The organism is Actinomyces sp. HMSC075C01 (assembly GCF_001812965.1).
GTDB lineage: Bacteria > Actinomycetota > Actinomycetes > Actinomycetales > Actinomycetaceae > Actinomyces > Actinomyces acetigenes.
The window spans coordinates 114,520-141,493 of the sequence record NZ_KV811040.1 but is presented as its reverse complement, the minus strand read 5'-3'; the positions used below and the strand labels follow the sequence as shown (position 1 = coordinate 141,493).

Annotated in this window: 17 protein-coding genes and 2 tRNA genes; 9 read left to right on the top strand and 10 right to left on the bottom strand. The window is 69.1% G+C overall.

The genetic code is table 11. From position 1 onward, the window contains the following. The 3 genes from HMPREF2883_RS13320 to HMPREF2883_RS13310 all read right to left on the bottom strand — a co-directional run. Window positions 1–697: biotin/lipoyl-containing protein (locus tag HMPREF2883_RS13320; protein WP_305366973.1), on the bottom strand; the 697-nt coding region annotated here is incomplete at its 3' end. 30 nt (window positions 698–727) lie between these two features. Continuing rightward, the gene (gene lpdA / locus HMPREF2883_RS13315) at window positions 728–2,101 is read right to left on the bottom strand and encodes a dihydrolipoyl dehydrogenase (protein WP_070663075.1); all 1,374 of its coding nucleotides are present in this window, start codon (window positions 2,099–2,101) and stop codon (window positions 728–730) included. A 238-nt stretch (window positions 2,102–2,339) separates the two neighbouring features. Then, window positions 2,340–4,352, bottom strand: a complete 2,013-nt coding sequence (locus HMPREF2883_RS13310) for a leucyl aminopeptidase (RefSeq protein WP_075370894.1) — start codon at window positions 4,350–4,352, stop codon at window positions 2,340–2,342. 21 nt (window positions 4,353–4,373) lie between these two features. Between HMPREF2883_RS13310 and HMPREF2883_RS13305 the strand changes: the two genes are divergently transcribed. Beyond that, complete coding sequence (locus tag HMPREF2883_RS13305; protein WP_070663074.1) at window positions 4,374–4,928, top strand: hypothetical protein; 555 nt, start codon at window positions 4,374–4,376, stop codon at window positions 4,926–4,928. A 54-nt stretch (window positions 4,929–4,982) separates the two neighbouring features. Here the strand turns inward: HMPREF2883_RS13305 and HMPREF2883_RS13300 are convergent, their stop codons facing one another. Continuing rightward, window positions 4,983–6,932, bottom strand: a complete 1,950-nt coding sequence (locus tag HMPREF2883_RS13300) for a chloride channel protein (RefSeq protein WP_070663073.1) — start codon at window positions 6,930–6,932, stop codon at window positions 4,983–4,985. Further along, complete coding sequence (locus HMPREF2883_RS13295; protein WP_070663072.1) at window positions 6,932–8,959, bottom strand: alpha/beta hydrolase family protein; 2,028 nt, start codon at window positions 8,957–8,959, stop codon at window positions 6,932–6,934. Before HMPREF2883_RS13295 ends, HMPREF2883_RS13300 begins: the two co-directional genes overlap by 1 nt. A 370-nt stretch (window positions 8,960–9,329) precedes the next feature. On the opposite strand from HMPREF2883_RS13295, the gene dxs reads away from it, so the two are divergent. The 4 genes from dxs to pflA all read left to right on the top strand — a co-directional run bounded on the left by dxs (window position 9,330) and on the right by pflA (window position 15,101). Continuing rightward, entirely contained in the window at window positions 9,330–11,381 is a 2,052-nt protein-coding gene (dxs, locus tag HMPREF2883_RS13290; protein WP_070663071.1) for a 1-deoxy-D-xylulose-5-phosphate synthase, read from the top strand. A 384-nt stretch (window positions 11,382–11,765) separates the two neighbouring features. After that, on the top strand, window positions 11,766–13,880 hold the full coding sequence (pflB, locus tag HMPREF2883_RS13285; protein ID WP_070663070.1) for a formate C-acetyltransferase: 2,115 nt from the start codon (window positions 11,766–11,768) through the stop codon (window positions 13,878–13,880). 76 nt (window positions 13,881–13,956) lie between these two features. Continuing rightward, complete coding sequence (grcA2, locus tag HMPREF2883_RS13280) at window positions 13,957–14,202, top strand: autonomous glycyl radical cofactor GrcA2 (protein WP_009406209.1); 246 nt, start codon at window positions 13,957–13,959, stop codon at window positions 14,200–14,202. 23 nt (window positions 14,203–14,225) lie between these two features. Then, window positions 14,226–15,101 (top strand): pyruvate formate-lyase-activating protein, encoded by an 876-nt coding sequence (gene pflA / locus HMPREF2883_RS13275; protein ID WP_070663069.1) that lies wholly within the window; start codon window positions 14,226–14,228, stop codon window positions 15,099–15,101. Window positions 15,102–15,213: 112 nt separating this feature from the next. Here pflA and HMPREF2883_RS13270 read toward each other — a convergent pair whose 3' ends face one another. From HMPREF2883_RS13270 to glgX, 5 genes are all read right to left on the bottom strand, one after another. After that, window positions 15,214–16,488 (bottom strand): HRDC domain-containing protein, encoded by a 1,275-nt coding sequence (locus HMPREF2883_RS13270; RefSeq protein ID WP_081381395.1) that lies wholly within the window; start codon window positions 16,486–16,488, stop codon window positions 15,214–15,216. A 71-nt stretch (window positions 16,489–16,559) separates the two neighbouring features. Then, window positions 16,560–17,165 (bottom strand): DUF3000 domain-containing protein, encoded by a 606-nt coding sequence (locus tag HMPREF2883_RS13265; protein WP_070663068.1) that lies wholly within the window; start codon window positions 17,163–17,165, stop codon window positions 16,560–16,562. A 151-nt stretch (window positions 17,166–17,316) separates the two neighbouring features. Next, window positions 17,317–19,119, bottom strand: coding sequence for a malto-oligosyltrehalose trehalohydrolase (treZ, locus tag HMPREF2883_RS13260; RefSeq protein ID WP_070663067.1), 1,803 nt, complete (start codon window positions 19,117–19,119; stop codon window positions 17,317–17,319). Next, a complete protein-coding gene (gene treY, locus HMPREF2883_RS13255) occupies window positions 19,116–21,743 on the bottom strand; it encodes a malto-oligosyltrehalose synthase (RefSeq protein WP_070663066.1) in 2,628 nt (875 codons plus the stop codon). The genes treZ and treY overlap by 4 nt, the downstream gene beginning before the upstream one ends. Window positions 21,744–21,833: 90 nt before the next feature. Next, window positions 21,834–24,041 (bottom strand): glycogen debranching protein GlgX, encoded by a 2,208-nt coding sequence (glgX, locus tag HMPREF2883_RS13250; RefSeq protein WP_070663065.1) that lies wholly within the window; start codon window positions 24,039–24,041, stop codon window positions 21,834–21,836. A 214-nt stretch (window positions 24,042–24,255) separates the two neighbouring features. Here glgX and HMPREF2883_RS13245 point away from each other — a divergent pair. From HMPREF2883_RS13245 to HMPREF2883_RS13230, 4 genes are all read left to right on the top strand, one after another. Continuing rightward, window positions 24,256–24,328: transfer RNA gene (locus HMPREF2883_RS13245), tRNA-Gly, on the top strand. Between the two features lies 1 nt (window position 24,329). Further along, window positions 24,330–24,404, top strand: a tRNA-Val gene (locus HMPREF2883_RS13240). Between the two features lie 287 nt (window positions 24,405–24,691). Further along, window positions 24,692–25,933 (top strand): carboxylate--amine ligase, encoded by a 1,242-nt coding sequence (locus HMPREF2883_RS13235; protein WP_081381220.1) that lies wholly within the window; start codon window positions 24,692–24,694, stop codon window positions 25,931–25,933. Continuing rightward, the coding region (locus tag HMPREF2883_RS13230) for a GNAT family N-acetyltransferase (protein WP_070663063.1) at window positions 25,934–26,974 on the top strand (1,041 nt) is incomplete at its 3' end. It lies immediately after the preceding gene.

The following is a 26,974-nucleotide window of genomic DNA, read 5'->3' as shown; positions in this document are numbered from 1 at the left end:
GCGCCTCAGCGGCCGGGGCCGGTGCGGGAGCCGGGGGCTCGGGGGCGGCCTGCGGCGCGGGCGCCGCGGGGGTCGGGGCGGAGCCCGCCTCGGAGGGGTCGCCGATGATGGCCAGGACGGTGCCGACCTCGACGGTCTCGTCCTCGGGGACACGGATCTCCAGCAGGACGCCGGATGCGGGGGAGGGGACCTCGGTGTCGACCTTGTCGGTAGCGACCTCCAGCAGGGGCTCGTCGGCCTCGACGGTGTCTCCCACGGCCTTGAGCCAGGAGGAGACCGTCCCCTCGGTGACGGACTCACCCAGGGCCGGCATCGTCACCTCGGTGCCCTCGGCCGAACCGCCGGCCTGCGGGGCGGCGGGTGCCGGCGCCTCAGCGGCCGGGGCCGGTGCGGGAGCCGGAGGCTCGGGGGCGGCCTGCGGCGTGGGGGCGGCCGGTGCCGGGGCGGAGCCCGCCTGAGAGGGGTCGCCGATGATGGCCAGGACGGTGCCGACCTCGACGGTCTCGTCCTCGGGGACACGGATCTCCAGCAGGACGCCGGATGCGGGGGAGGGGACCTCGGTGTCGACCTTGTCGGTAGCGACCTCCAGCAGGGGCTCGTCGGCCTCGACGGTGTCTCCCACGGCCTTGAGCCAGGAGGAGACCGTCCCCTCGGTGACGGACTCACCCAGGGCGGGCATCTTCACGGACTCTGACATTGCTGTCTTCCTTACTCTCGTCTAGCTGGATCAGCCGTGGTTGTGCAGCGGCTTGCCGGCGAGGACCATGGCGGCCTCGCCGAGGGTCTCGTTCTGGGTGGGGTGGGCGTGGACCAGGGAGGCGACGTCGTCGGCGTCGGCCTCCCAGGACACCATGAGCTGGCCCTCTCCGACCTGCTCGCCCATGCGGGCGCCGATGGCGTGGAAGCCCACGATGGGGCCGTCCTTGAGGGAGACGAGCTTGACGAAGCCCTGGGTCCCCAGGATCTGGCTCTTGGCGTTGCCGGCCACGTTGAACTCGGCGGTGGTGATGTTGTCCTTGCCGTGGATCTCGGCGGCCTTGGCCTCCGACAGCCCCACCGAGGCGATCTCGGGCTCGCAGAAGGTGACCTTGGGGACCAGGACGTCGTTGACCGGCGTGGGGTCCAGGTCCGCGATCTTCTCCGCCACGACAATGCCCTGGGCGAAGCCGCGGTGGGCGAGCTGGACGCCGGGAACGATGTCGCCCACCGCCCACACGCCGGGGACATTGGTGCGGCCGTACTCGTCGGCCAGGACGAAGCCACGGTCCATGGAGACCCCGACCTCCTCGTAGCCCAGGTTGGCCGTGACCGGTCCGCGACCCACGGCGATGAGGAGGACCTCGGCCTCGTGGGTCTTGCCGTCCTGGGTGCGCACGGTCACCCCACCGTCGTGGCGCTCAACCGACTCGAACATCGTGTTGGTGCGGAAGGTGATCTTGCGCTTGCGGAAGGCGCGCTCGAGCTGCTTGGAGATCGCCTCGTCCTCGTTGGGCACCAGGTGGGGCAGCCCCTCGATGATGGTGACCTGGCTGCCCATGGAGGCCCAGGCCGAGGCGAACTCCACCCCGATGACGCCGCCGCCCAGGATCACTGCCGAAGCAGGGACATGGTCCATCTCCAGGGCCTCCTCGGAGGTGATGACGCCTCCGGAGATCTCCTGCCCGATGGTCTTGGAGTAGGAGCCAGAAGCGAGGATCACGTTGCGGCCGGTGATGCGGCGACCGTCAACGTCGACGGCGTCGGCAGCAACCAGACGTCCCCAGCCCTGGATCAGATCGATGCCCCGCGAGGAGACCAGGCCCTCAAGGCCCTTGTGCATCCGCGAGACGATGCTGTTCTTGTACTTCTGGACTCCCGGCATGTCCACGCCCTCGAAGGCGGCCTTGATGCCCACCGTGGCGGCCTCGCGCACGGCATCGGCGGTCTCGGCGGCATGCAGCAAGGCCTTGGTGGGCACGCAGCCGCGGTGGAGGCATGTGCCCCCCAGCTTGTCCGCCTCGATCAGGGCGACCTTGAGGCCCAGCTGGGCGCCACGCAGGGCGGCGGCGTAGCCCCCCGATCCCGCGCCCAGAATGACCATGTCGTAGACGGTCTCTGTCACGAACTCACTCCTTGTTGCTTGGTCATGTCGCCCACGGAGGGCGGCTCGGCACGGGGCCATTGTTCCATCTGAAGAGGGCGTACAGGAGCCAGGGGGGTTGCTGTTGAGGGACCAGAGTCCTGAAAACGGGGTGAGACGCATCACTGTACATGGGTGGTACTGACAACGAACCCGTGCCGGGGCGCTTACGCAAGGCCCCGGCACGGGTGTCGTCGACCCGTCTTCGACGAACGAGGGTTCAGGAAAGGATGCTGACCTCGGCGGACAGAGAACGGAGCAGCTCCACCAGAGTGGAGACCCCCATGCCCGTCCCGCCGGTCGGAGTCAGTCCCCAGGGCGAGGAGTCGTTGTAGGCGGGGCCTGCGATGTCGAGGTGGGCCCATGGCCGCCGTCCGACGAACTCGCGCAGGAACAGCCCGGCCGAGAGCATCCCGCCGGCGCGCGAGCCGACCTTGGTGTTGCGCAGGTCGGCGAAGGGCGAGTCCAGGGTGGCACGCAGGTGCGCGGGCAGCGGCATCGGCCAGAAGGACTCTCCCGCCCGCTGCGCCGCGGCGACGACCTCCTCTCGAAGGTCCGGTGTCCCCATGACGGCGGCCACGTGATCGCCCAGGGCCACGATCTGCGCCCCGGTGAGGGTGGCCACGTCCAGGACGGCATCGGGCTCCTCCGTGACGGCCCGGGCCAGGGCGTCGGCCATGACCAGGCGGCCCTCGGCATCGGTGTTGGTCACCTCCACGGTGGTGCCGTCGAACATCGTGATGACGTCGCTGGGGCGCTGGGCGTCTGCCCCGGGCATGTTCTCGGCCAGCGCCAGCCACGCGGTGACGCGGATCGGAAGCGCCAGGCGCGCGGCCGTGACGATGGCGCCCAGCACGGTGGCGGCCCCCGCCATGTCTGACTTCATCTCCGGCATGGAGGAGGCCGGCTTGAGGGACAGGCCGCCGGAGTCGAAGGTGATGCCCTTGCCGATGAGGGCGACGTGCTTGGGGCGGCCGGCTGCGCCGTCGCCCTCGGCCTGTGAACTCGCCCGCCCGCCGGCGGCCTCGGCTGCGTGCACCGGCGACCACTCCAGACGGACCAGGCGCGCCGGGTGCACTGAGCCCTGAGCCACGCCGAGGATCCCCCCGAAGCCCTGCTCGACCAGTGCCGGGGCGTCCCAGATCTCTACACGGATGCCGGCCGCCTGCCCGGCTGCGCGGGCCCTCTCGGCGAAGACCTGCGGAGTCAGTCGGTTCGGCGGCTCGTTGACCAGATCCCGGGTCAGCGCCGTGGCCTGGGCCAGCGCCAGTGCTCCCGCCATCGCCTCCTGCCCCTCGGGGGTGTCGGCCAGGGGGGAGACGATGAAGATGCTCTTGAGCGGGGAGGTCCACTTCGAGGTCTTCTCCTGGCCGGGGCGGTCCTCGTTCTTCGTCGCGCTCCAGGAGTAGGCGCCCAGAGCGGCTCCGTGCACGACGGCGGCGAGCTGCTCCTCGCAGAGCGCGGGCAGTGCCAGGACCGCGGAGTCGGTCCCGGCCAGTGCTCGGGTGGCGCGTCCGGCGGCCCGGCGCAGGAGACCGGTCTGGTCGTAGCCCAGTGCGGCCTCGTCGTCGGTGATGACGGCGAGCGGGTCGGTGTCGACCCAGCCTGTTCCGACGCCGACTATGAGGATCGTCGCCGGTCCCCGGTAGCCCTGGCCGGTCACCGAGGAGGAGGGCAGGCGCACCACGGAGTCCTGGGCGCCTGAGAAGCCTAGAGACGGCAGCAGGGTCACGAGTGCGTTGATGTCCAGGTCCTCCAGGGCGGTGCTCGAGGGCGGCTGGAGGCCCTCCAGGAGGATCTCGGGTGCCTCGGCCCCGTCCCGGCCCGGCGCTGCGGCTAGGACGAGCACGTCGGCCTCGGTGCCGGAGGCGTCATCAGGCCCGACTCCGGACGGCGCATCGGATTCGCTGCCCGTGGCGGTGGCACTGTCGGTATCGTCCTCCTGGGCCTCGGAGGTCTCCTCGTCGCCGTCGGAGTCCTGCTTCAGGACCTGCTCGGCGGCGTCGGTATCTGTCGAGCCGGCTCCGTCCCTGGCGGCGGGGGCCTCGGAGCTCTCGGTCTCCTCGACCGTGTCGACCTCGGCCTGACTGCTGAGGTCGGTATCCTTGCGGTCATCCTCCGCCGAGGCGCGTGCGTTCAGGGATTTGGTCAACTTAATGGTGCTCACGTTGTGAATAGTAACGTTCTGGCATTGGTTGGAGGTTGAACCGGTGCTGCGCGTGCCGAAGGTCATCACATGGAAAGGTCGTTCCTCATGGACGAGCGCTCATCGGTACGTCCGGTTCAGGACACCCGTCGTCCCGCGTACGGGTGGGGACGGATCCTGGTCGGCGTCTTCGCCGTCTTCGGGGCGGTCGTTCTTGTCCCCTCCCTGACGACGCTGCTGAGAAGTCCCGATGAGGAGCCCGCGGTCTGGTCGTTCAACCTGCTGGGGGGCGGCCTGTACATCCTGCTGGCCGTCTGCGTGGCCCACAACGGGCGCCGGATGCGCAACATCGGCTGGATGTGTCTGGGGGCACTGGCCACCATGGCGGTGCTCATCGGCATCCTCACCCTGCCCGCCTCCTCGCCCGGCGAGCTCAACGACTCGGTGTGGGCCCACTGGGGCCGGTCCCGGTGCTACCTGCCGGCGATCCTCCCGGTGGTCGCCGCTGCGTGGATGTGGATGTCCGACCCCCGGCGCATCGTGGCCAATGCCGAGCGCATCACCGAGCTGTCCGACACCCTCACCGAGAGCATCACCGAGAAGGCGCGAGCGGTTCAGGAGGGCCGGACTCACAAGACTCCGCGCAGTGGTCGGGATCGGTGAGGCGCTACGGCGTGCCCTGAACGGCTTCTGAGCGCGTCGAGCCCCGGCGGACTCTTATCGGCGCCGGGAACGGCGCGAGCTGCGCGGGCTGATTCGGCTGATGCGGCTGATCCTTCCGATTCTGCGCGGAGGAACGGGGCGGGAGTGCCACTTGTCCTGAAGCCGTGAGCCCCAGGAGGTGTAGGTGGCGGCGGCTGCACGGGCCTGTGCCTGGACCTCGTAGAGCCGTTCGACGACGATCCTGTGGGACACCCAGCCCACCAGCTCCTCCGCACCGGAACCGGCGGCGCGGGCAACCACCGGAAGCCCCTCCATGCGGGTACCGGTCAGGGCCTGAAGCACGTCGGTCGCCTCGTCCTCGCAGTGCAGACGGTCGCGGACCAGCGGCAGGTCCGCCAGCGTCGCCGGCCGGGCAGAGGCGTCGTCGGACTCGTCGCTCAGGATCGTTCCGGCGAGCTGAGCGGCCGTCACACAACCAAGCAGCTCGCCGGTGCCGTCCTGTCCGCCGGCGACCACGGGCAGGGCTGAGACACCATGCCGGCTCATCACGGAGGCGGCCTGGCTGAGCGGCGCCGTGGCCTGGAGCACGTCGGGCGGGTCCACCATGAGCCGGGAGGCGTGGGTGCGCCCCAGGAGCGTGGTGGACATCGGGTCCTCGACATCCTCTCCGCGACGACGCAGCTCCTCGGTGAACAACGTGCCGCGTGACAGGAACCTGCTGATGAAGGTGGCCAGTACCGTGGCCAGCATGAGAGGCACCAGCAGCGCGTGCTGCCCGGTCATCTCGATGATGAGCAGGACCGCCGTCATCGGGGCGCGAGCCGCTCCGGCGAAGACCGCTCCCATACCGATCACCCCGAAGACCCCGGCGGCCGGCGCGTAGCTGGGAGCCACGAGGGTGCCGAAGGCCGCGCCGAGCGTCCCACCGATGAACAGGGACGGGGCGAACACCCCGCCGATGAAACCCATCCCCAGGGTCAAGGAGGTCGCCAGCATCTTGGCCACGCACAGCACCAGCAGCAGCGTCAGGGCGTAGCGTCCCGCCAGCGCCCGGTTGAGAGTGGCTGACGACTCGCCGTACATCTCGGGCAGAATCAGGAGAGTCGCACCGACCGCGAGCCCGCCGATGCCCGGACGCGCCCAGATCGGAACGCCCAGCCGCTGCCAGGCGCGGGTCAGGGCGTCGAGGGTGACGAAGCGAAGACGCATGAAGCCGATACCGACGCCCCCGCCCACGACTCCCAGCAGTGCGACCCAGCCCAGCTGGGCATCGCCGGACAGATCCAGGTAGGGAAGTGACAGCGACAGCGTCGTCCCCAGCAGGTGGTGCGACAGGACCGTCGAGGAGACACAGGCCAGGACAATGACGATGAAGGCGTCGGCGCTGAAGCCCATGAGGATGACCTCCAGGGCGAAGAAGGCCCCGGCCAGCGGCGCGTTGAAGGCGGAGGCGATGCCGGCGGCCGTTCCGGCGGCCGCCAGGTGACGGATCGAGGACCTGGGCAGCCGCAGCCCCCGTCCGATGATGTTCGCCGTCGATGCGCCCAGCTCGGCGATCGGCCCTTCCGGACCGACCGAGCCTCCGCCGCCGATCGTCAGCGCGGCCGACGTCGTCGCGGCCAGAGCCGGCAGGGGCACCATGGTGCCGTCGCCGTGGCGAGTCGACCAGATGACGCCGGCCACCCCGTGGCCCGTGGGGGTGTGGCCCAGTCGGGACATCAATGGTCCTGTCAGGAGACCGGAGAGCACCGGGGCGACCAGGACGAACCAGGTCCCCAAAGGCGCCAGGAGCCCAACCGAGGGCCCCATCGACATGGTGTAGTCGTCAGCTCCGCTCAGCAGCCGGGACCAGGCGTCGATCCCCAGCCGGAACAGCACCGCCCCCAGGCCCGAGGCGAGCCCTACCAGCACTGCCAGGATGTAGAGGCCGAAACGATGATGGCGGAAGAGGCTGCCTGCGCGCCGCGACAGGGGGCCAGACAGCCTCTTCCACACGCGATCCATCAGTGCAGGTTCTCCACCTTGACCGTGAAGGTCTCCTCCTCACCCCGCCCGTCGGCCTGGGAGGACGCTGCGCCGATCCTCCACACCTGCCGGTAGAAGCTGAGCTCAGCCTCATAACGCCGCCGGATGTTCGCCGCCAGACGGAAGCCGTGGCCCTCGCCCTGGAAAACCTCCAAGGCCACCGGTGCGCCGGCCTCCTTGAGGGCCTCGTACATGGCGGTGGCCTGCTCGGCCGGGACGATCGGATCCTCCGAGCCCTGGATGAGCAGCAGCGGAACGTTGATGTCCTCGATGTGGTTGATGGGGCTGCGCTCATCGAGCACCGGGTCGTCGATGTCCTGGGTGCCCACGAGCTGGCCGATGTAGTGCGACTCGAACTTGTGGGTGGTGCGCACCAGCCTCTTGAGATCGGTCACGCCGAAGCAGGAGCTGGCCGCCGTGAACACCGAGGAGCGGGTGATGGCCGACAGCACCGTGAAGCCCCCGGCCGAACCTCCACGGATCGCGATACGGCGTGGGTCCACGAGCCCGGCGTCAACCAGGTGCTGGGCCCCGTTGACACAGTCGTCGACGTCATAGACGCCCCATTTGCCCTCCAGGGCCTTACGGTAACCCGTCCCGTAGCCCATGGAGCCGCGGTAGTTGACATCCAGGTAGCCGAAGCCCCGACTGGTCCAGTACTGGATACGCAAGTCGTAGCCGGGGACGGCCGTGGCCGTCGGCCCGCCGTGGACGTTGACGATCAGTGGCGCCAGCTCACCGTCGGGGCCCGTGTGAGAGGCCGAGGTCGGCGGGTAGTAGAAGCCGTGGGCGGTGGCGCCGTCGCTCGTGGGCCAGGAGACCGGCTCGGGGAAGGACACTCCGGCCCCCTCAGGCACGAACTCGCCCGAGCCGCGCAGCACCTGCACGGTGCCGTTCTTGACCTCCACGATGCTGGGCATCGACATCTCGTTGGAGGCCAGCATGACGACGCGACCCGCGTTGGAGGCGACGTTGCCGATCGGCTGCCACCCCACGTTCCACTCCTCGAGCTCCCCGTTGGCGAGCTTGATGGTCCCCAGGTGCGAGATCGCGTCATGGGCCCATGAGGTGATGATGTGCTCGGAGTCGAGCACGTCGAAGGAGTGCGGCCCCAGCTGCCAGGCCGGGTTGGTGAAGGTGGCCTCGGCCGGGTGCAGGGGCCGGGTGCGCAGCTTCTCCGACCAGCCGGCGCGGTTGGTGCCGCGCACCGGGAAGCCCTCGGTGCGGTAGAGGTTCCAGAAGCCCGAGGCGTTGGAGCCGTGCACCAGCTCGCACTCCTCGGTCCAGCGGGGCTCGGAGACCGAGTGCCCGTCGCCGCCATCCACCCGCGTCTGCTCGCCGAGAGTCCCGTCCTGGCCGAGGTCTCCCACGTGCAGGCAGGCGTTGTCCCACGGCATCCCCGGGTGGTCCCAGGTGATCCAGGCCAGGTGCTCGCCGTCGGGGGACAGCGTCGGGGCGACCACGAAGTCCGTACCCGACACCAGCGTGCGCACGCGGGAGTCATCGCGGGCGGCCGAGCCGTCCAGAGGAATCGCCACCAGGGTGTTCACGGCCTCGCCGTCGCCTCGGTGGTCCTCGCGGACGGCGTAGACCAGGCCCCGGCCCGTGTCGATCTCCAGGTCGCCGTGTCGTACGTCGCCGTAGATCGTGAGCGGGACCAGGCCGCGCATGCGGTGCGTCACGTCGTACCGGTAGAGGCGCCCGTCCCCGGCGTGCGAGACCACGATGATCCCACTGTCGACGGCGTAGGCCCGCCCTCCGTACTCGTGCACCCGGGTGCGCACATCGACCAGCTCGTCGGCGGGCGTCAGCGGAAGCACCTCACCGATCTGGCCGTCGCCGTTGCGGCGAAGCAGCACGTTGCGGCCCGCCTGCGAGGCACGCTGCTCCACCCAGTAGGTGTCTGCGCCGTCCACACGGACCTGGGAGAGCAGGACCGTCCGGGTCGTGATGGTGCCTGGAGTGATGGGCGAGGGCCAGGTACCGAAAGGGGCTGTGGTGCTCATGGTTCCTCCTGGAAGGCAGTCCTAAGGGGCGGTCGGGCGATCGGAACGACGCCGTGGAGCGGTGGGCGCGGACGGCTCGACACCCAAGGCATACAGTACGTGCTCAGCCGTGACCCGCGTGACACGCGGCCGCACAGTGGTCGGCGCGGCTCTATGCCGAGCGCCCTTGGACCGCTCAGGAGCGTCTATCCGGGGAGCCGTGCACGGTCACCGGGGCGGGGAAGGTCGGGGAAGGGGCCGCGTCAGGTGAGTCAGGTGACACCTGCGCCGCGTCAACGGCTACCCTGTTCCGAGTGCCGCTCGGCGACCCGCCGGCTTGCTCATGAGCGACACAAACGACTCGTCACCACCTTCCTCAAGGAGGCGCACCGTGCCAGCAGCTGCTGAGCGCCCTGGAGGGCCCACCGGCAAGGCGCTCCTGCCCTGCGTGCGCAAGCCCGCCGACCTCGATCGGCTCACCAGCGAACAGCTGGTGATGCTCGCCTCGGAGATCCGCCAGTATCTTGTCGCCTCAGTGGCGCGCACCGGCGGCCACCTCGGCCCCAACCTCGGCGTCGTCGAGCTGACGATCGCACTGCACCGGACCTTCCGCTCACCGCGGGACACCATCGTGTTCGACACCGGGCACCAGGCCTACGTCCACAAGCTGCTCACCGGCCGTCAGGACTTCACTCATCTGCGGGAGCGGGGCGGCCTGTCCGGCTACCCCTCGCGCGCCGAGTCCGTCCACGACGTCGTGGAGAACTCCCACGCCTCAACCTCCCTGTCCTGGGCTGACGGAATCGCCCGGGCCAACCACCTGCAGGGCCACGACGAGCGCCACGTCGTCGCCGTCATCGGGGACGGGGCCATGACCGGGGGAATGGCCTGGGAGGCCCTGGACAACATCGCCGACTCCTCGGATCGCCACCTGGTCATCGTCGTCAACGACAACGGCCGCTCCTACGCCCCCACCATCGGGGGACTGGCCCACCACCTCGACGCGCTGCGCACCAATCCCGGCTACGAGCGCGTCCTGTCCGGGATCAAGCGAACGCTCCTGTCGCAGGGCGTCCCCGGCCGGGCCGCCTTCGACGCCCTGCACGGCCTCAAACAGGGGCTCAAGGACGTCCTCGTCCCCTCGGCCTTCTTCGAGGACCTGGGGATCAAGTACACCGGCCCGGTCGACGGCCACGACATCACGGCCGTCGAGTTCGCCCTCACTCGCGCCCGCGAGTACGCCGAACCGGTCATCGTCCACGTCATCACCGAGAAGGGGCGGGGCTACACCCCGGCCGAGGAGCACGTCCCCGACCGCTTCCACGCCGTGGGGAAGATCCATCCCGAGACCGGCTTGCCGGTGGTGGCAGAGCGCTTCGGCTGGACCGCCGTCTTCGCCGAAGAGATCCTCTCCCTGGCCCGCGGTGACAAAAGGATCGTCGGGGTCACCGCCGCCATGCAGGCCCCGGTGGGTCTCCAGCCCCTGGCCGATGCGATGCCTACGCGGGTCGTCGACGTCGGCATCGCCGAGCAGCACGCGCTGACCTTCTCCGCCGGGCTCGCCTTCGCCGGCATGCACCCGGTGGTGGCCCTCTACGCGACCTTCCTCAACCGCGCCTTCGACCAGGTGCTCATGGATGTCGCCCTGCACCGGGCGGGAGTGACGATCGTCCTGGACCGGGCCGGAATCACGGGAACCGACGGGGCCAGCCACAATGGCATGTGGGACATGGCGCTTCTGGCGCACGTTCCGGGCCTGCGCCTGGCAGCCCCCCGCGATGAGGCGACGCTGCGCGAGAGCCTGCGCACGGCCGTGAGCATTGACGACGCCCCCACCGTCGTGCGCTACCCCAAGGGCGCGCTGCCCGAGCCATTGACCGCGTTGCGCCGCCTCGGTTCGGGAGAGGAGGACCCAGGGCGCCGTGAGGAGGCGGCGCACGAGGACGCCCAGCCGGCCCTCTGTGCCTTCGACGTCGTCGACGTCCTGCTCGAGAGTCTGCGGCCGACTGGCGCCGCGCGCATCCTGCTGGTGGGGGTGGGCGCCATGGCCGCCGAGGCCTATGAGGCCGGCCGGCTTCTCCAGCAGGAGGGCCGCGCCGTCACCGTGGTGCATCCGCACTGGGTCATCCCGGCTCCGGCTCCTCTCGTGGCGGCCGCCGCCGACGTCGATGTCGTCGTCGTGGTCGAGGACGGTCTGGTCGACGGGGGTATCGGTTCCCAGCTGCGTGACGCGGTCGAGGAGTACCAGGCCGTCCGCAGCGGTACAGGAGGCTCGCAGGTCTTCCGCCGCATCGGTATTCCCCGACGGTTCGTTGACACGGCCACCCGCGCTCAGCTGATGGAGGACTTCGGCATGTGCGCGGTCGATATCGCCCAGGCGGCCCGCAGAGCGGCCGACGGCGTCGCAGGTGCCCGCACCGACCAGGACCTTGGGGCCGAGTAGGGAACGAGTAGGGAGGCGGAGACGGCATCTCGGCTCCGGTTCCCGGCCGGGGGCTCGGAGCCGTTGGGACACCTGTCCTAATCGCTTTGGTCGGACGACGTGCACAGAACGCGGCTCCATTCGTCTCCGTTGCCGAAGGCCGGACGGGGTTATCGGCCGGGGACGCACTTCCTTCCAGAGGGTCGATATAAGGACTTATGTCCTGGATTGCGGTGGCGTTGATCGGCCTGTGAGTCATCTAACCGACTCTTCTTGGGACCAGTGGCCCACAAGCCATCCTTTGGGTTCTAGTCTGAGACCGACGGCGCGCCGATGTGCCGCCTCGCCTCACAAGGGCGATCGCAACCGGGTGGCTCTCCGGTCACCCACATGAGGAGGGCACGGATGACCACTGAGGTCACAACATCTGCCACCACGGCGAGCGGCAATGACGCCTGGGAGGGCTTCGTCACCGGACCGTGGACCGAGGACATTGACGTCCGCGACTTCATCCAGCGCAACTACACCCCCTACGATGGCGACGCCTCGTTCCTCGCCGGCGCCACGGACAAGACCCTGCGCCTGTGGGACACCCTGGAGAAGAACTACCTCTCCGAGGAGCGCAAGGTCCGCATCCTCGACGTCGACACCCACACTCCCGCTGACATCGACGCGTTCCCGGCCGGCTACATCAGCGAGGATGACGACGTCATCGTTGGCCTGCAGACGGACTCCCCGCTGCGCCGTGCCATGATGCCCAACGGCGGCTGGCGCATGGTGGAGACCGCCATCAAGGAGGCGGGCAAGGAGGTCGACCCCGAGGTCAAGAAGATCTTCACCCGCTACCGCAAGACCCACAACGACGCGGTCTTCGACATCTACACCCCGCGCATCCGCGCGGCGCGCTCGAGCCACATCATCACCGGCCTGCCCGATGCCTACGGCCGTGGCCGCATCATTGGTGACTACCGCCGTGTGGCGCTCTATGGCGTCGACTTCCTCATCGAGCAGAAGCAGAAGACCAAGGACGCCGTGGCCGACGAGCCCTTCTCCGAGCACTGGGCCCGCTACCGCGAGGAGCACTCCGAGCAGATCAAGGCGCTCAAGAAGCTCAAGGTGATGGCCGCCTCCTACGGCTACGACATCTCCGGCCCGGCCAAGAACTCCCATGAGGCGGTCCAGTGGACCTACTTCGCCTACCTGGCCTCCGTGAAGTCCCAGGACGGTGCCGCCATGAGCATCGGCCGCCTGTCCGCCTTCCTGGACATCTACTTCGAGCGGGACCTGCGCAACGGGGTCATCGACGAGTCCCGCGCCCAGGAGCTCATCGACAACATCGTCATGAAGCTGCGCATCACGCGCTTCCTGCGCACCATCGACTACGACCAGATCTTCTCCGGTGACCCCTACTGGGCCACCTGGTCGGACGCCGGTTTCGGTGAGGACGGCCGTGCCCTGGTCACCAAGACCTCCTTCCGCCTGCTGCAGACCCTGCGCAACCTCGGGCCAGCCCCGGAGCCGAACATCACGATCTTCTGGGACGAGAACCTGCCGCAGGGCTACAAGGACTTCTGCGCCCTCATCTCGATCACGACCTCCTCCATCCAGTACGAGGCCGACGAGCAGATCCGTGAGCACTGGGGCGACGACGCCGCGATCGCCTGCTGCGTGTCCCCGATGCGCGTGGGCAAGCAGATGCAGTTCTTCGGCGCTCGCGTCAACTCCGCCAAGGCCCTGCTCTACGCCATCAACGGTGGCCGTGACGAGATGACCGGCAAGCAGGTCGTCACCGGTCTGCCCGGCATCGAGGGCGATGGCCCCCTCGACTTCGACGAGGTCTGGGACAAGTACGAGAAGATGCTTGACTGGGTGGTGGCCACCTACGTCGAGGCCCTCAACATCATCCACTACTGCCACGACCGCTACGCCTACGAGGCAATCGAGATGGCGCTGCACGACTCCGACATCGTGCGCACCATGGGCTGCGGCATCGCAGGCCTGTCGATCGTGGCCGACTCGCTGGCGGCCATCAAGTACGCCAAGGTCACCCCGGTTCGCGACGAGACCGGCCTGGTGGTCGACTACGTCACCGAGGGCGACTTCCCGATCTACGGCAACGATGACGACCGCGCCGACGACATCGCGGCCACCGTGGTCCACACGATCATGTCGAAGATCAAGGCCCAGCCCTTCTACCGGGATGCCATCCCGACGCAGTCGGTGCTGACGATCACCTCCAACGTGGTCTACGGCAAGGCAACCGGCTCCTTCCCCTCAGGGCACCAGAAGGGCACCCCCTTCTCGCCCGGAGCCAACCCGGAGAACGGGATGGACACCCACGGAATGGTCGCCTCGATGCTCAGCGTCGGCAAGCTCGACTACAACGACGCCCTCGACGGCATCTCGCTGACCAACACGATCACCCCGCAGGGACTGGGCCGCACTCTCGACGAGCGCGTCGCCAACCTCGTGGGCATCCTCGACGCAGGCTTCGTCCCCGACGACTGCGCCGAGATCTGATCGAGCCGCTCACCCGGCCGATCACACCGCAGCAATTTCTCACACATCGATAACATCACCTCAGAAAGGGGCCATCATGGCCACGTACGAAGAGCGCCTCGCCTCCATGAAGGCACAACGTCAGGACAACGGCGGCGTCAAGGGCCTGTACCACGCCAACATCAACGTCCTGGACCGCAACACCCTCGAGGACGCGATGGAGCACCCGGAGAACTACCCGAACCTCACGGTTCGTGTCTCCGGCTACGCCGTCAACTTCGTCAAGCTGACTCGCGAGCAGCAGCTTGACGTTCTTCACCGCACCTTCCACTCCCAGGCCTGAGCCCTGGAGCACGGCGAGCGGTCATGACGCAGGCCACGACGACCGTGCGCGACGGCGGTCGGGACCAGGACTTCCTGGCCCCGGCCGCTCGCTTGCGCGGTGCGGGTATCGGCGGGCTCGAGGAGCTGACGGATCTTCAACGCTCGGAGCGCCTGGCCCGAATGCGCGATGGCGACCTGGGCTCGATCCACTCCTGGGAGCTCGTGACCGCGGTGGACGGTCCCGGCACACGGATGACGGTCTTCCTCAACGGATGCCCCCTGCGGTGCCTGTACTGCCATAATCCCGATACCTTCCTCATGAAGGACGGGGAACCTGTGGAGGCGTCGGAGCTTCTCCGCCGCATGCGCCGCTACCGGGGGGTGTTCCGCGCATCCAAGGGCGGGATCACGTTGTCGGGCGGTGAGGTCCTCATGCAGCCGGCCTTCGCGGGCAAGCTCCTGGCCGGGGCCAAGAAGATGGGCATCCACACCTGCATCGACACCTCAGGGTTCCTGGGCGCCAATGCCAGCGATGAGATGCTCGATGACATCGACCTGGTCCTGCTCGACGTCAAGAGCGGTGACGAGGAGACCTACAAGAAGGTGACGGGGCGCTCCCTGGCTCCGACCATCACCTTCGGGGATCGTCTGGCGGCTAAGGGGATCGAGATCTGGGCCAGGTTCGTGCTGGTTCCGGACCTGACGGACGACCCTGAGAACGTCCATAATGTGGCCCGGATCATTGAGCGCTGGGGCTCGGTCAGCCGCGTCGAGGTGCTGCCCTTCCACCAGATGGGTACCGACAAGTGGGACGCGCTGGGACTGACGTACCGGCTTCGTGACACCAGGCCCCCGGAGCCGGAGCTGGTGGAGTCCACTCGCGCCATCTTCCGTTCCTACGGTTTCGAGGTTCACTGAGGCCTGCGCAGGCCACTGGTTTCTCAAGCCGAGCTCCTGGCAAGACGTCCGTCGTGCGCCGTCCACGTCACCGTGGGCGGCGCACTGTGGTAGGCGCCGGGTGGGCGACCTGTCAGCCCAGTGCTGCCGCGAGGGCGGGGGAGGCCTGCTCGATCTGCCACGGTCTGGCTCCCATGGCGGCCAGGCGCTCACTGATCTCCTGAGCGGTGATTCTGCTGGTCCGTCCGGCCTCGATCTCCTCGCCGAGGTCCCAGGCCAGGTGACGTTGGCACCCGGGGGTCAGGAGGAGCTCCTGGGGCACGCGGATTTCCTCAGCGTGCCGCCTGATGGCGCCGCGTACGTCGGTGAGCAGCTCGGCGGCCGCGGCGTGGTGGCGCTGCCACGTGCGCGGGTGGGGGAGTTCGCCGGGCGCCAGTGGCGCGCGGGTGGGGGGAAGTTCGTCGTCGGGCAGCTCCAGGGCGCGTTCGATGGCTCTCCACCAGCGTTCCTGGTTCTGGCGGGCCTGGCGGGAGGAGAACTCCTTGAGGGCGCTCATCTTGCGTCGTGATCGGGGCCGGGCGACGGCGGCGGCGACGAGCGCCTGGTGGGGCAGGACCTTGGAGGGGGTGCGGTCGAGCTCTACGGCCAGCTGCTCGCGCGAGTTCCACAGCTCGCGCAGGATGGCCAGTGAGCGGGGGGAGCGTACGGCGCTTCCTGCTCGTGGGGTCTTGCGCCATGGGTCGACCTTGGCCGGCCTGGCCGGTTTGGTGCGCACGTGCTCGAACTCCTGGGCGGCCCACTGCTCCTTGCCGGCTGCTTCGAGCTCAGTGGCCAGGGCGTTGCGCAGGTCGATGAGCAGCTCGACGTCGAGGGCGGCGTAGGTGAGCCAGGAGGTGGGCAGGGGCCGGGTGGACCAGTCCGCTGCCGCGTGGTCCTTGGCCAGGCGCAGTCCCAGTGTCTCCTCGATGACGGCGCCGAGCCCCACGTGCTGGCGGCCCAGGAGGCGGGCTGCCAGTTCGGTGTCGAACAGGGAGGCGGCCTTCAGGCCGAGCACAGTCAGGCAGGGGATGTCCTGGTCGGCGGCGTGGAGGATCCACTCGGGGCCGTCGAGGGCTGTGGCCAGCTCGGTCAGGGGCCCGGTGGTGACCGGGTCGATGAGAAGGGTGCCGACGCCGTCTCGGCGGAGCTGGATGAGATAGGCGTCCTGTCCGTAGCGGAAGCCGGAGGCCCGTTCGGCGTCGACGGCGACGGGGCCCTGTCCTCCCGCCAGGAGCCGAGCAGCTCGGTTCAGCTGGGTGGGGGTGGCGGTGATCTCGGGGAGCCCGTCCCGGGGGTGGGGGTAGTCGACGATGTTGTGCGGGCTGATGGGGTGGTCCGTCGTCCCGGGGGGGACGGCTGGGCGGGGCACGGCCGAGGACACGGCTGGGCGGGGCACGGCCGAGGGCACGGCTGGGCGGGGCACGCCGGTGCGGCGGGGCGTCACCTTCCGGCTCCGGCGAGAGTGAGGGGGTGGACTGCGGCTGGTTCATGGCCGGAGGCGACCAGCAGCAGCTCGTGCCAGGCGGTGAGGTGGGGACCGAGCTGGGGGGTCGTGGGGGACCATGATGCCCGGATCTCGGCGTGGGCGCAGGAGTCAGTGAGAGTCAGCCCGCCGAAGGTCTCGGACAGGACCCTGGTGACGGTTCCGACCAGCGCGTGGTAGCCGGCGCGGGAGTCCTCCAGGCCGTCGGTGAGCCAGCTCCAGGCGGCGGACTCGAAGACGGGGTCCACGCCGATCTCGTCGTCGATGCGGGCGCGCGCCTGGACCACGATGCGGAAGTCTCCGTTCCAGGCCTCCTGGCCGTCGGGGTCGTGGAGGACGACGAAGCGTCCGGTGGCCAGGGGGGTGGCGCCGACTGTCTCAACGGTTTCGGCGCTCAGGGCGGCGGAGTAGGGGGCCAGGTTCTTGGGGGCGGGCACCTCCTCCATGAGGAGCCCTCGGGGGCGGGGCGCGTCGCGAAGGGACAGGAGCGCTTCCTCGAATCGTACGGGGATGCCACCTGCCTCGTTCTGACGCGGCCTACCGTTGACAGTCACGGATGCCACGCTAGTGCGCTACCGCAGCGGGCACATGAAGCCACGCCGCTGGGAGGGTTGCATTGTGTCAACGAGGTGCCTGCCTTTCTGAACGGATGAGCATCGGTTGCCTCCGGCGTACTGGCATCCGGTCGGTCGGGATGCCGCCTGGTGCGGCTCGTCAGCGTCGGGCGATGAGCGTCTGTCCGGGCGGCAGGCAGGACGGGGCGGAGCCGACGGGGTCCCAGGACAGGAGTACCTCGCTCAGCTTGGGAACGGCCCGTGGCCTCCCGGAGAGGTTGGTGACCACGACGATGTCCTCGTAGGTCACGGTGACAACGTCGTCGGCCTCATCGATTTGCGGCCACGCGGTGCGCTGGGACCAGGCCAGCTCGCGGCGCAGGGCGGTTAGTGCCCGGTACCAGGCCAGCATGCGGGCGTGGTCGGTCTTGTCCAGCTCCGACCAGTCCAGGCGCGAGGTCTCGACGGTCGCGGCGTCCTGGGGGTCGGGGATTTCGTCGGCGTTCCAGCCGAAGCCGGCGAACTCCCGGGCGCGCCCCTGGCTGACGCTGCGGGCCAGGTCCTCTTCCTCGTGGTCGGTGAAGAACTGAAAGGGAGTGCGGGTTCCCCACTCCTCGCCCATGAAGAGCATCGGCGTGTAGGGGGACAGGAGTACCAGGGCGGCAGTGGCGGCTAGGGCGGCATCATCGAGGCCGGCTGAGGGACGGTCCCCGACGGCTCGGTTGCCGATCTGGTCGTGGTTGGAGCCGAAGACGACGAAGCGCCTGGGGTCGGTGTCCTCGGGCACGGGGGCGCCCCAGACCCGGTCTCGGAAGGTGGACCAAGTGCCGTTGTGAAGGAAGGCGCCACCGTAGGCCTTGGTCCATGCCCCGGGCTCGGCGAAGTCGGCGTAGTAGGCCTGCGCCTCGCCGGTGATCCGTACGTGCAGGGCGTGGTGGACGTCGTCGGCCCACTGGGCGGTCATGCCCAGGCTGGGTGTCGCGGCGGGGGGCTCCTGGTCGGTGGGGGTGATGACCCCGACGTCGTTGAGGTCGGCCTCGGCCACCAGGCTCAGGGGACGGTCCAGCTCGTCGGACAGGGCGGCCACGGCGTCTGAGAGCTCGGCCAGGACGTGCGCCTGCGGCGGGTCGGCGGCCCCGGCGTCGTCCTTGATCTCGTGGATGGCGTCCAGGCGCAGGGCGTCGATGTGGAAGTCGCGCAGCCAGCGCAGGGCCGAGTCGATGACGAAGGCACGCACCTGATGACTGCCGTCGTGGTCGTAGTTGATGGCCTCGCCCCAGGGGGTGTGGTGGGCAGGGGTGAAGTAGGGGCCGAAGACGCTGAGGTAGTTGCCCGACGGGCCCAGGTGGTTGTAGACGACGTCGAGGCACACGCCGATGCCGGCGCGGTGGGCGGCGTTGACGAAGCGCATGAGGGCCTCGGGGCCCCCGTAGGCCTCGTGGACGGCCCACAGGCCCACCCCGTCGTAGCCCCATCCTGCTCGGCCGGGGAAGGCGGCCAGCGGCATGAGCTCGACGATGTCGACTCCCAGCTCAGCCAGGTGACCCAGCCGGGAGATGGCGCCGTCCAGGGTGCCCTCGGGGGTGAAAGTGCCCACGTGGAGCTCGTAGATGACCGAGCCGAGCAGGTCCTTGCCCGTCCAGTCCTGGTCGGTCCACTGCCAGGCGCTCGGGTCCACGGTTCGTGAGGGGCCGTGGACGCCGTGAGGCTGGAGGGCGCTGCGGGGGTCGGGGCGGTCGGGGGAGCCGTCGACGCGGAAGGCGTAGTCGGTGCCCGGTTCCAGGTCGAAGGGGGCGGTCCACCAGCCGTCCGGGGCCGGGACCATGTCGACCAGCCGGTCGTCCGTCCGCTCATCGCCGGGCAGGTGCAGCTCGACCCTTTTCGCCGCGGGGGCCCACACGGGCACGCGGGGGCCCACGGGGAGGGCCGGGGAGCGCCAGGTCCGGGGTGCCGCCGGGCTCATCGGGCGGCCTCCTGGGCGGCGTGCTCCGAGTCGGTCTGGGAGTCGGGGGAGACGACCCTGGCCAGGACGACGACGGGATCGTCCCCGACCACCTCGGTCAGAGGCTGGTTGCCTCCCTCCACGGTGCCGCTGCGCAGGACGTGCTCCCAGGTCCCCTCCGGCAGCACGATGCTCTCCTCGCGCCAGCCCCCCAGCTGCTCGAGCCGCCGGGCCAGGCGCCTGACGATGACGACGACGTCGGGGACCTCGTCGAGTAGACGGGCGTAGGCGAAGGCGAAGGAGGTGGTCACTGGGATCGTGCGGTAGCCCGAGCGGGGACCGACGAAGGTGTGGGGGCGGCGGGCACGTAGGCGAGCCAGGCGCGAGGTGAGGAAGAGCTTGTCCTCATCGAGACTGCGCGGTGCGGCTCCGGAGTCGAGGCGCTCCAGGGCGCTGATGAGGCCCGAGGGCCCGGTGTAGTCGACTGCGCGGCGGTTGTCGGGGTCCACCAGTGAGGTACGGGTGGTCTCACTGCCCTGATAGATGTCGCTCACGCCCATCCAGGTCAGGGCCAGAGCCTTGCCTGCGAGGATCGCGGTGCGCACGGACCTGGCTGTCAGGGCCGCGAAGGCCTCGAGCTCGCCGGAGACCTCCTCGCTGGTGAGCAGATGGGTGGCGTAGTCGGTCAGGGCCTGCTCCCGAGCCAGGTCCGGGGCGGTCCAGGTGGTCCAGATCTTCTGCTCCCGGGAGGCCTTGATGAGGTAGGCGCTGAGCCGCTCGGGGGTCATGGGGTCGTCGCTGTCGGGTGCCCAGGTTCCCCACAGGGTCTGCCACAGCAGGTTCTCGCTGCGGCCGTCGAGGTCCGGGGGGCGGACCTGCGCGGTCATGGCGCGCAGCCGGTGGATGAGGTCGCTCCACTCCTCGGCGTAGGAGGCCAGGACGTCCAGGCGGGCGCGCACGTCCTCACCGCGCTTGGTGTCGTGGGTGGTGGAGGTGACCATCGTGTCGGGCCAGATGTTCTGGACCCGGTCGGCCCAGGCGTGGGCCTCGTCGGCACTCAGCGCGAAGCCGGCCGGGTTGCCGCCGACCTCGGTGAGACTGGTCAGGTGGGTCCAGCGATAGAAGGCCGTGTCCTCCACACCCTTGGCGGTGACGGCTCCGCACACCTGCTGGAAACGGATGATGGCCTCGGCTCGCTCGGGGGACTCCGACAGTCCCTCGGAGCCGACCGGCTCACCCAGGAGGATGGCGACTACGAGGTCGAGGGTCTCTCCCTGGTCCGGCTCGAGGCGCTGGCGGGCCCGCTCGGCGTCGGCCTGGAGGACGGCGGCCGTCTCCGGGCCGGGAGGCGTGCCGGGAACGACATAGACCCGGTACTGGTCCGCGGCCACGAGCAGCTCGACGACGCAGGCCCGCAGGTCGCGCAGGGTGTGGTCGCGCAGGCGCACGTCCTGTGAGGTCAGGCAGTCCAGGATGCGGGCCAGGCGGTCGACTTCGGCTGCCAGTGAGCCGGCGATGACCTCGCGCTTGGCCTCCTCGACGATGCTGTCGTAGTCCACGGGTGCGTCCCCGGTGAGCTCATGCATGAGTGCGCCCAGGCGGGCCGCGCCGGCGGGGTCCACCTGGAGCTGGTCGATCCGCCAGGCGGCGTCGTAGCCGGTGGTTCCGGCCACTGGCCAGGAGGTGGGCAGGGACTCATCGGGCGCCAGGATCTTCTCCGCAGCGATCCACGCCCCGCCGGTGGCCTGAGCCAGCTGAGTGAGGTAGCCGCCGGGGTCGGCCAGGCCGTCGGGGTGGTCGACCCGCAGGGCGCTGATGACTCCGTCTCTCATGAGGTCGAGGATGAGGCCGTGGCTTCCGGCGAAGACGTCGGGATCCTCGACGCGGATCGCGGCCAGGGTGCCGACGTCGAAGAACCTCCGGTAGTTGATCTCCTCGTCGCCGACCTTCCAGTAGGCCAGGCGGTAGTGCTGGCGGTCGACGAGGACGTGCATCGGCAGTGACTCGGTACCCTGGGCGACGGGGTAGACGTGGTCGTAGTAGCGCAGCACCCACTGCTCGCCCAGGTTCTCCTGGCCCGGAACCACCATCTGCTCCAGGGTGAGCTCGTCGTCGGCCAGGACGGCGCCGATGCGCTTGCCCAGGACCGGCATGAGGATGGGCTCATCCAGGGAGAGGTCGAACCAGGCGGCGTAGGGGGAGTCCGGTCCCTCGCGCAGCACCGACCACAGGGGCAGGTTGTGCCAGCCGGGGGTGGGCACGGCCATGTGGTTGGGAACGATGTCCACCACGACGCCCATCCCATGGGCATCGGCCTCGGCGGCCAGGGCCTCCAGCTGTTCCCGCCCGCCCATGACGGCCGAGACCCTGCGGTGGTCGACGACGTCGTAGCCGTGGGTGGAGCCCGGCGCGGCGGTGAGGATCGGGGAGAGGTAGAGGTCGGTGACTCCCAGATCGGCCAGGTAGGGGACCAGGGCCTTGGCATCGGGGAAGGTCAGGTCCTCACCGAGCTGGAGACGGTAGGTGGTCACCGGCGTGCGGTGCTCCGGAGCCGGCACGTGCCCCGACCAGGGCGCGTAGGCGGGTGTCTCCGCAGAATCCGCCGACCCGGCCTGATCCACTGCTGCGTCCACTGCGTCGGTCATGTCACTTCCTGAAGCTCGTCTGGTCTGCGTCGGGTGGTGCTGCTGATGGATGATGTGTCTGGTTTCGCGCCGCAGGGCCGCGGAGAGTCCCTACCTCGGGTGCCGCTCCGTGGTGGCGTCGGAGTCGGGGGCGTCGATGAGGAAGAGCATGGAGCGGGCCTCGACCACGACGGTGTCGTCAGCGGCGAGAACCGGGTCGGAGTCCCCGTCCACCGCGGGAGCCGTGTCCAACGCGACCTTCCAGGTAGGGGCGTAGCCCTCGCCGGGGAGGGTGAAGGTGATGTCCTCGTCGGAGGCGTTGATGAGCACGAGGAAGGAGTCGTCCACGATCCTCTGGCCCCGCTCATCGGGCTCGGCGATCGCCTCCCCGTTGAGGAAGACCATCATGGCCCGGGCGTACCAGGTGGTCCAGTCCTGGTCGGTCATGGACTCACCGGCCGGAGTGAGCCACTCGATCTCGCCGAGCTCGCTCTCCCCGCCGTGGCCGGCGTCCCCGGTGAAGAAGCGCCGACGTCGCAGCACCGGGTGATCGCGACGCAGCCACATCATGGTGCTGGTGAACTCCAGCAGGTCTTTGTCCTGCTCACTGAGGTCCCAGTTGACCCAGGAGATCTCGTTGTCCTGGCAGTAGGCGTTGTTGTTGCCCCCCTGGGTGCGCCCCAGCTCATCGCCGTGGCAGATCATGGGCACGCCCTGACTGAACAGGACAGTGGCCAGGAAGTTGCGGGTCTGGCGCTGACGCAGCTCGATGATCGTCGGATCGTCGGTGGGCCCCTCGGCGCCGCAGTTCCAGGACCGGTTGTTGTCGCTGCCGTCGGCGTTGCCCTCGAGGTTGGCCTCATTGTGCTTCTCGTTGTAGGAGACCAGGTCGTGCAACGTGAAGCCGTCATGGGCGGTGACGAAGTTGATGCTGGCCACCGGGGTGCGTCCGGCGTGCTGGTAGAGGTCGGAGGAGCCGGTGATGCGGGAGGCGAACTCGCCCAGGGTGGAGGGCTCCCCGCGCCAGAAGTCGCGCACGGTGTCGCGGTACTTGCCGTTCCACTCGCTCCACAGGGCCGGGAAGCCGCCCACGTTGTAGCCGCCGTCGCCCACGTCCCACGGCTCGGCGATGAGCTTGACCTGGGAGAGCACCGGATCCTGATGGATGATGTCGAAGAAGGCGCTGAGCTTGTCCACCTCGTGGAACTGGCGGGCCAGGGTTGAGGCTAGGTCGAAGCGGAACCCGTCGACGTGCATCTCAGTGACCCAGTAGCGCAGCGAGTCCATGATGAGCTGGAGGACCGCCGGCGAGCGCATGAGCAGTGAGTTGCCGGTGCCGGTGGTGTCGAAGTAGTGGCTGGCCGAGCCGTCGACGAGGCGGTAGTAGGAGCTGTTGTCGATGCCGCGGAAGGACAGGGTGGGGCCCAGGTGGTTGCCCTCGGCCGTGTGGTTGTAGACCACGTCCAGGATGACCTCGATGCCGGCCTCGTGGAAGGCCTTGACCATGGACTTGAACTCCTGGACCTGCTCGCCCTCGGTGCCGTAGGCGGCGTAGGTGTTGTGCGGAGCGAAGAATCCGATCGTGTTGTAGCCCCAGTAGTTCGACAGGCCCTTCTCCTGCAGGTGGGTGTCGTTGACGAACTGGTGAACCGGCATGAGCTCGATGGCCGTGACACCCAGGTTCTTGAGATGGTCGATGACGGCGGGCTGAGCCAGACCGGCGTAGGTGCCCCGCAGGTTCTCGGGAACCATCGGGTGCAGCTGGGTCATGCCCTTGACGTGGGCCTCGTAGATGATCGTCTCGTGGTACTCGTGGCCCGGGGGACGGTCATGGCCCCAGTCGAAGTAGGGGTTGATGACCACCGAGCGCATGGTGTGTCCCGCCGAGTCCTCCTCATTGCGCACCTCCGGGTTGTCGAAGGAGTAGGAGTACAGCGTCTGGGACGGGGTCACCTCGCCGGAGATCGCCTTGGCGTAAGGGTCCAGCAGCAGCTTGGAGGGGTCGCAGCGGTGACCGGAGGCCGGGTCGTAGGGGCCCGCCACCCGGTAACCGTACTTCTGGCCCGGCAAGATCCCGGGCAGGTAGGCGTGCCAGACGTCGCCGTCGACCTCCTTGAGCGTCACCCGCTCCTCATGGCCCTCGTCGTCGAACAGGCACAAATCGACACCGCTGGCGGCCGAGGAGTAGAGGGCGAAGTTCGTCCCCGAGCCGTCGTAGGTTGCCCCGAGTGGATAGGGATAGCCCGGCCAGATCGGGCGCTGGGGGACTTCCTGAGGTTCCTGTGCGGCCTGAGGCGTCGGTGTCGTCGGCGTGGTCATAGGGACTACCCTGCCACGACTGAGGTGAGAAGGCAGGACAGTAGGAGAAAGACATGTCACGTCCGAGCGTCTCCTGGCAAGTCCCCGGGCGCTGCCCGGTGAGCGAGGTGGGTCGGCGCGGCGTGAGACACCTCATGGGACACGGGCTCGGGTGCGTTTTGCCTCCGAGGGATACCTCTGCTAACTTTCTTCCCGCACCCCGCAAGGGTGTCACGCGGATGTGGCTCAGTTGGTAGAGCATCACCTTGCCAAGGTGAGGGTCGCGGGTTCGAGTCCCGTCATCCGCTCGGGCGATTGGCGCAGCGGGAGCGCGCTTCCCTGACACGGAAGAGGTCACTGGTTCGATCCCAGTATCGCCCACCAGAACCGACGGTCGAAACGAGCCCGGAGCCACAGCGGCCCGGGCTCTTGTCATTCTCCGGGGAGGTGGCTGCGCACCGGGTGGCATGTGTCACCGTCAGGCCGCGTTGTCGTCGTCGAGTCGCGGACAATCGCCTGGATTCCTGCTGGATTGCGGGTGTGGGGCGGCAGGGTTAGGGGGTGGCCCCGTGTCCGGATCGTGATGTTCCTGGGGTGGTCGGGAACGGGGCGTCCCGGCGTGCTCTACCATCTGGGGAGGAGTTGGTCCCTGCGGCAAGAAACGGATGGTTATGACGCAACGCTTCAGGCACCTGCTGCCCGTGGTCCTCGGCGGCGATATCGGCGCTTACGCCCTGGCTCGGCAGCTTCACGAGGTCACCGGCACATCGGTGACGGTCGTGGCCTCGGAACCGATCGTCGCGATCTCCGAGTCGGTCTACATCACCGTGGTCCACCAGGAGGCCGGGGCTACGCCGGAGCGGACCATCGCGCTGCTGCGACGGCTGGTCCAGGGCAGAGGGCCCCGCAGTGCCGTGCTCATGGCCAACACCGATGCTGCGGCCGCCATGATCTCCGCTCACCGCAGCGAGTTCGAGCCCACCTACGTCCTGCCCTTCCCGGACATCGACGTGCTCGACGCCGTCAGCGACAAGGCCTCCTTCTCCCGTCTGTGCGCCGAGGTGGGGGTGCTCACGCCCCGGGAGGTCGTCGTCGACCTGGCCGACCCCGAGTGCGAGCCGCCGACCAGCGCCAGCGAGCTCGGCCTGGAGTTCCCGCTCGTAGCCAAGGCGGCCATCGGCGCCGACTACGACCGCATCTCCTTCCCCGGCAAGCGCAAGATCTGGTTCATCGACGACGCCGCTGAGCTGGCCGGCATGTGGAGGAGCCTGAAGGAGGCCGGCTACCGCTCCACCTTCCTGGTTCAGGAGTGCATCCCCGGTGACGACACCGCCATGCGCTCGGTGACCGCCTACATGGATTCCACCGGAGAGCTGCGCCTCATCGGCTCGGCACGCGTCCTGCTGCAGGACCACGCGCCCACCATGATCGGCAACCCGGTGGCCATGATCACCGAGGCCTTCCCCGACCTGTGGGAGGCCACCGGCCGCCTGCTGCGTCACGCCGGCTACCGCGGCTTCGCCAACCTTGACATCAAGGTCGACCCCCGCGACGGGCGGGAGCTCTTCTTCGAGGTCAACCCCCGCATCGGCCGCAACTCCTTCTACCTGACAGCCGCCGGCGCCAACCCCATGGCCGTCATGCTCAAGGATCTGGTCCTGGACCAGCGTGACGAGCCCATCGAGGTCTCCCGGCAGGTCCTTTACTCCCTGGTTCCCGACGGCGTCATCGCACGCTACGTGTCCGATGCGGCGCTGCGCCGCAAGGCCAAGGGCCTGGGGCGGGGCATCGACCCGCTGCGCGACCCGGCCGAGCGCTCGCTGCGCCGCCGCGTGACGATCGAGCTCCAGCGCCTCAACCACTACCGCAAGTTCGCCCGCAACTATCCGCAACGAGTCGACAGGTCCCGCTGAATGCCCGAGAACGAGAACATGCCCGACAGCACCACCCCCGACGCCACGACTGATTCCGCGACTGACGCCACGGTCGAGGCCAGCGCACCGGCCCCCGAGAAGGCTCAGACGGCTCAACTCAAGGAACCCAAGGAGAAGGGGCGCAAGGACGACGGGCCCGAGCAGCCCAGGCAGAAGGTCGACACGACCGACAAGCCCGCCCAGTCCGCCAGGGCCGACAAGGCTGACAAGCCCAAGGCGCCTCGGCTCACGCACCCCGAGCCGGTGCACTCCACCCCGGACCGCTCCGAGACCCTGCGGCGGGTCGATGGGCGTGAGATGCGCCTGGCCGTGGGCAACAGCCCCTTCCCCGTGGAGCAGACCGAGGCCTGGGAGCGCTTCGAGGAGGCCATGGGCCGCCCCCTGTGGGGCCGCTACCTCTATGAGGACGAGGGCAAGCCCGTGGCCGCCATCGCCCTGTACCGCTACGAGATGGGTGGCCAGACCTTCCTGTGGGCCAAGCACGGCCCGGTCTGGCTCAAGGAGCAGTCGCCCGAGCGCGAGGCCCACCTGCGCCGTCTGCTGCGCTCAGTGGTCAAGGAGCGCAGCCGCTCGGTGCGCTTCATCCGTATGCACGCCCGCTACCGCGCTGCCGACCTGCGCGAGCTGCTGTCCACCATCACCTACGACCGCACCTACGTCATCGACCTGGTGCCCAAGACGCCGGAGAAGATGGCGGCGGTCATGCCCAAGGACGGGCGCCGTGCGGTCAAGCGCGCCGAGCGCGTGGCCCGGGAGGCCGGCTGCACCATCAGCGACGAGACCGGCCTGAGCCGCGAGGAGTTCGACGAAGTCTACGAGGTGCTGCGCGAGACCGCTGAGCGCGACGGCTTCAAGCCCCACGACGCCGAGGTCTACTGGACCATGCTGACGTCCCTGGGGGAGGGTAACGCCCGCCTGTTCGTCCTGCGCAAGGACGGCGTGCCCCACGCCTGGGACCTCATCCTCACCTCGGGCAAGGACGCCGTGGCCTACTACGGCGCCTCCTCCAACGAGTCGCGC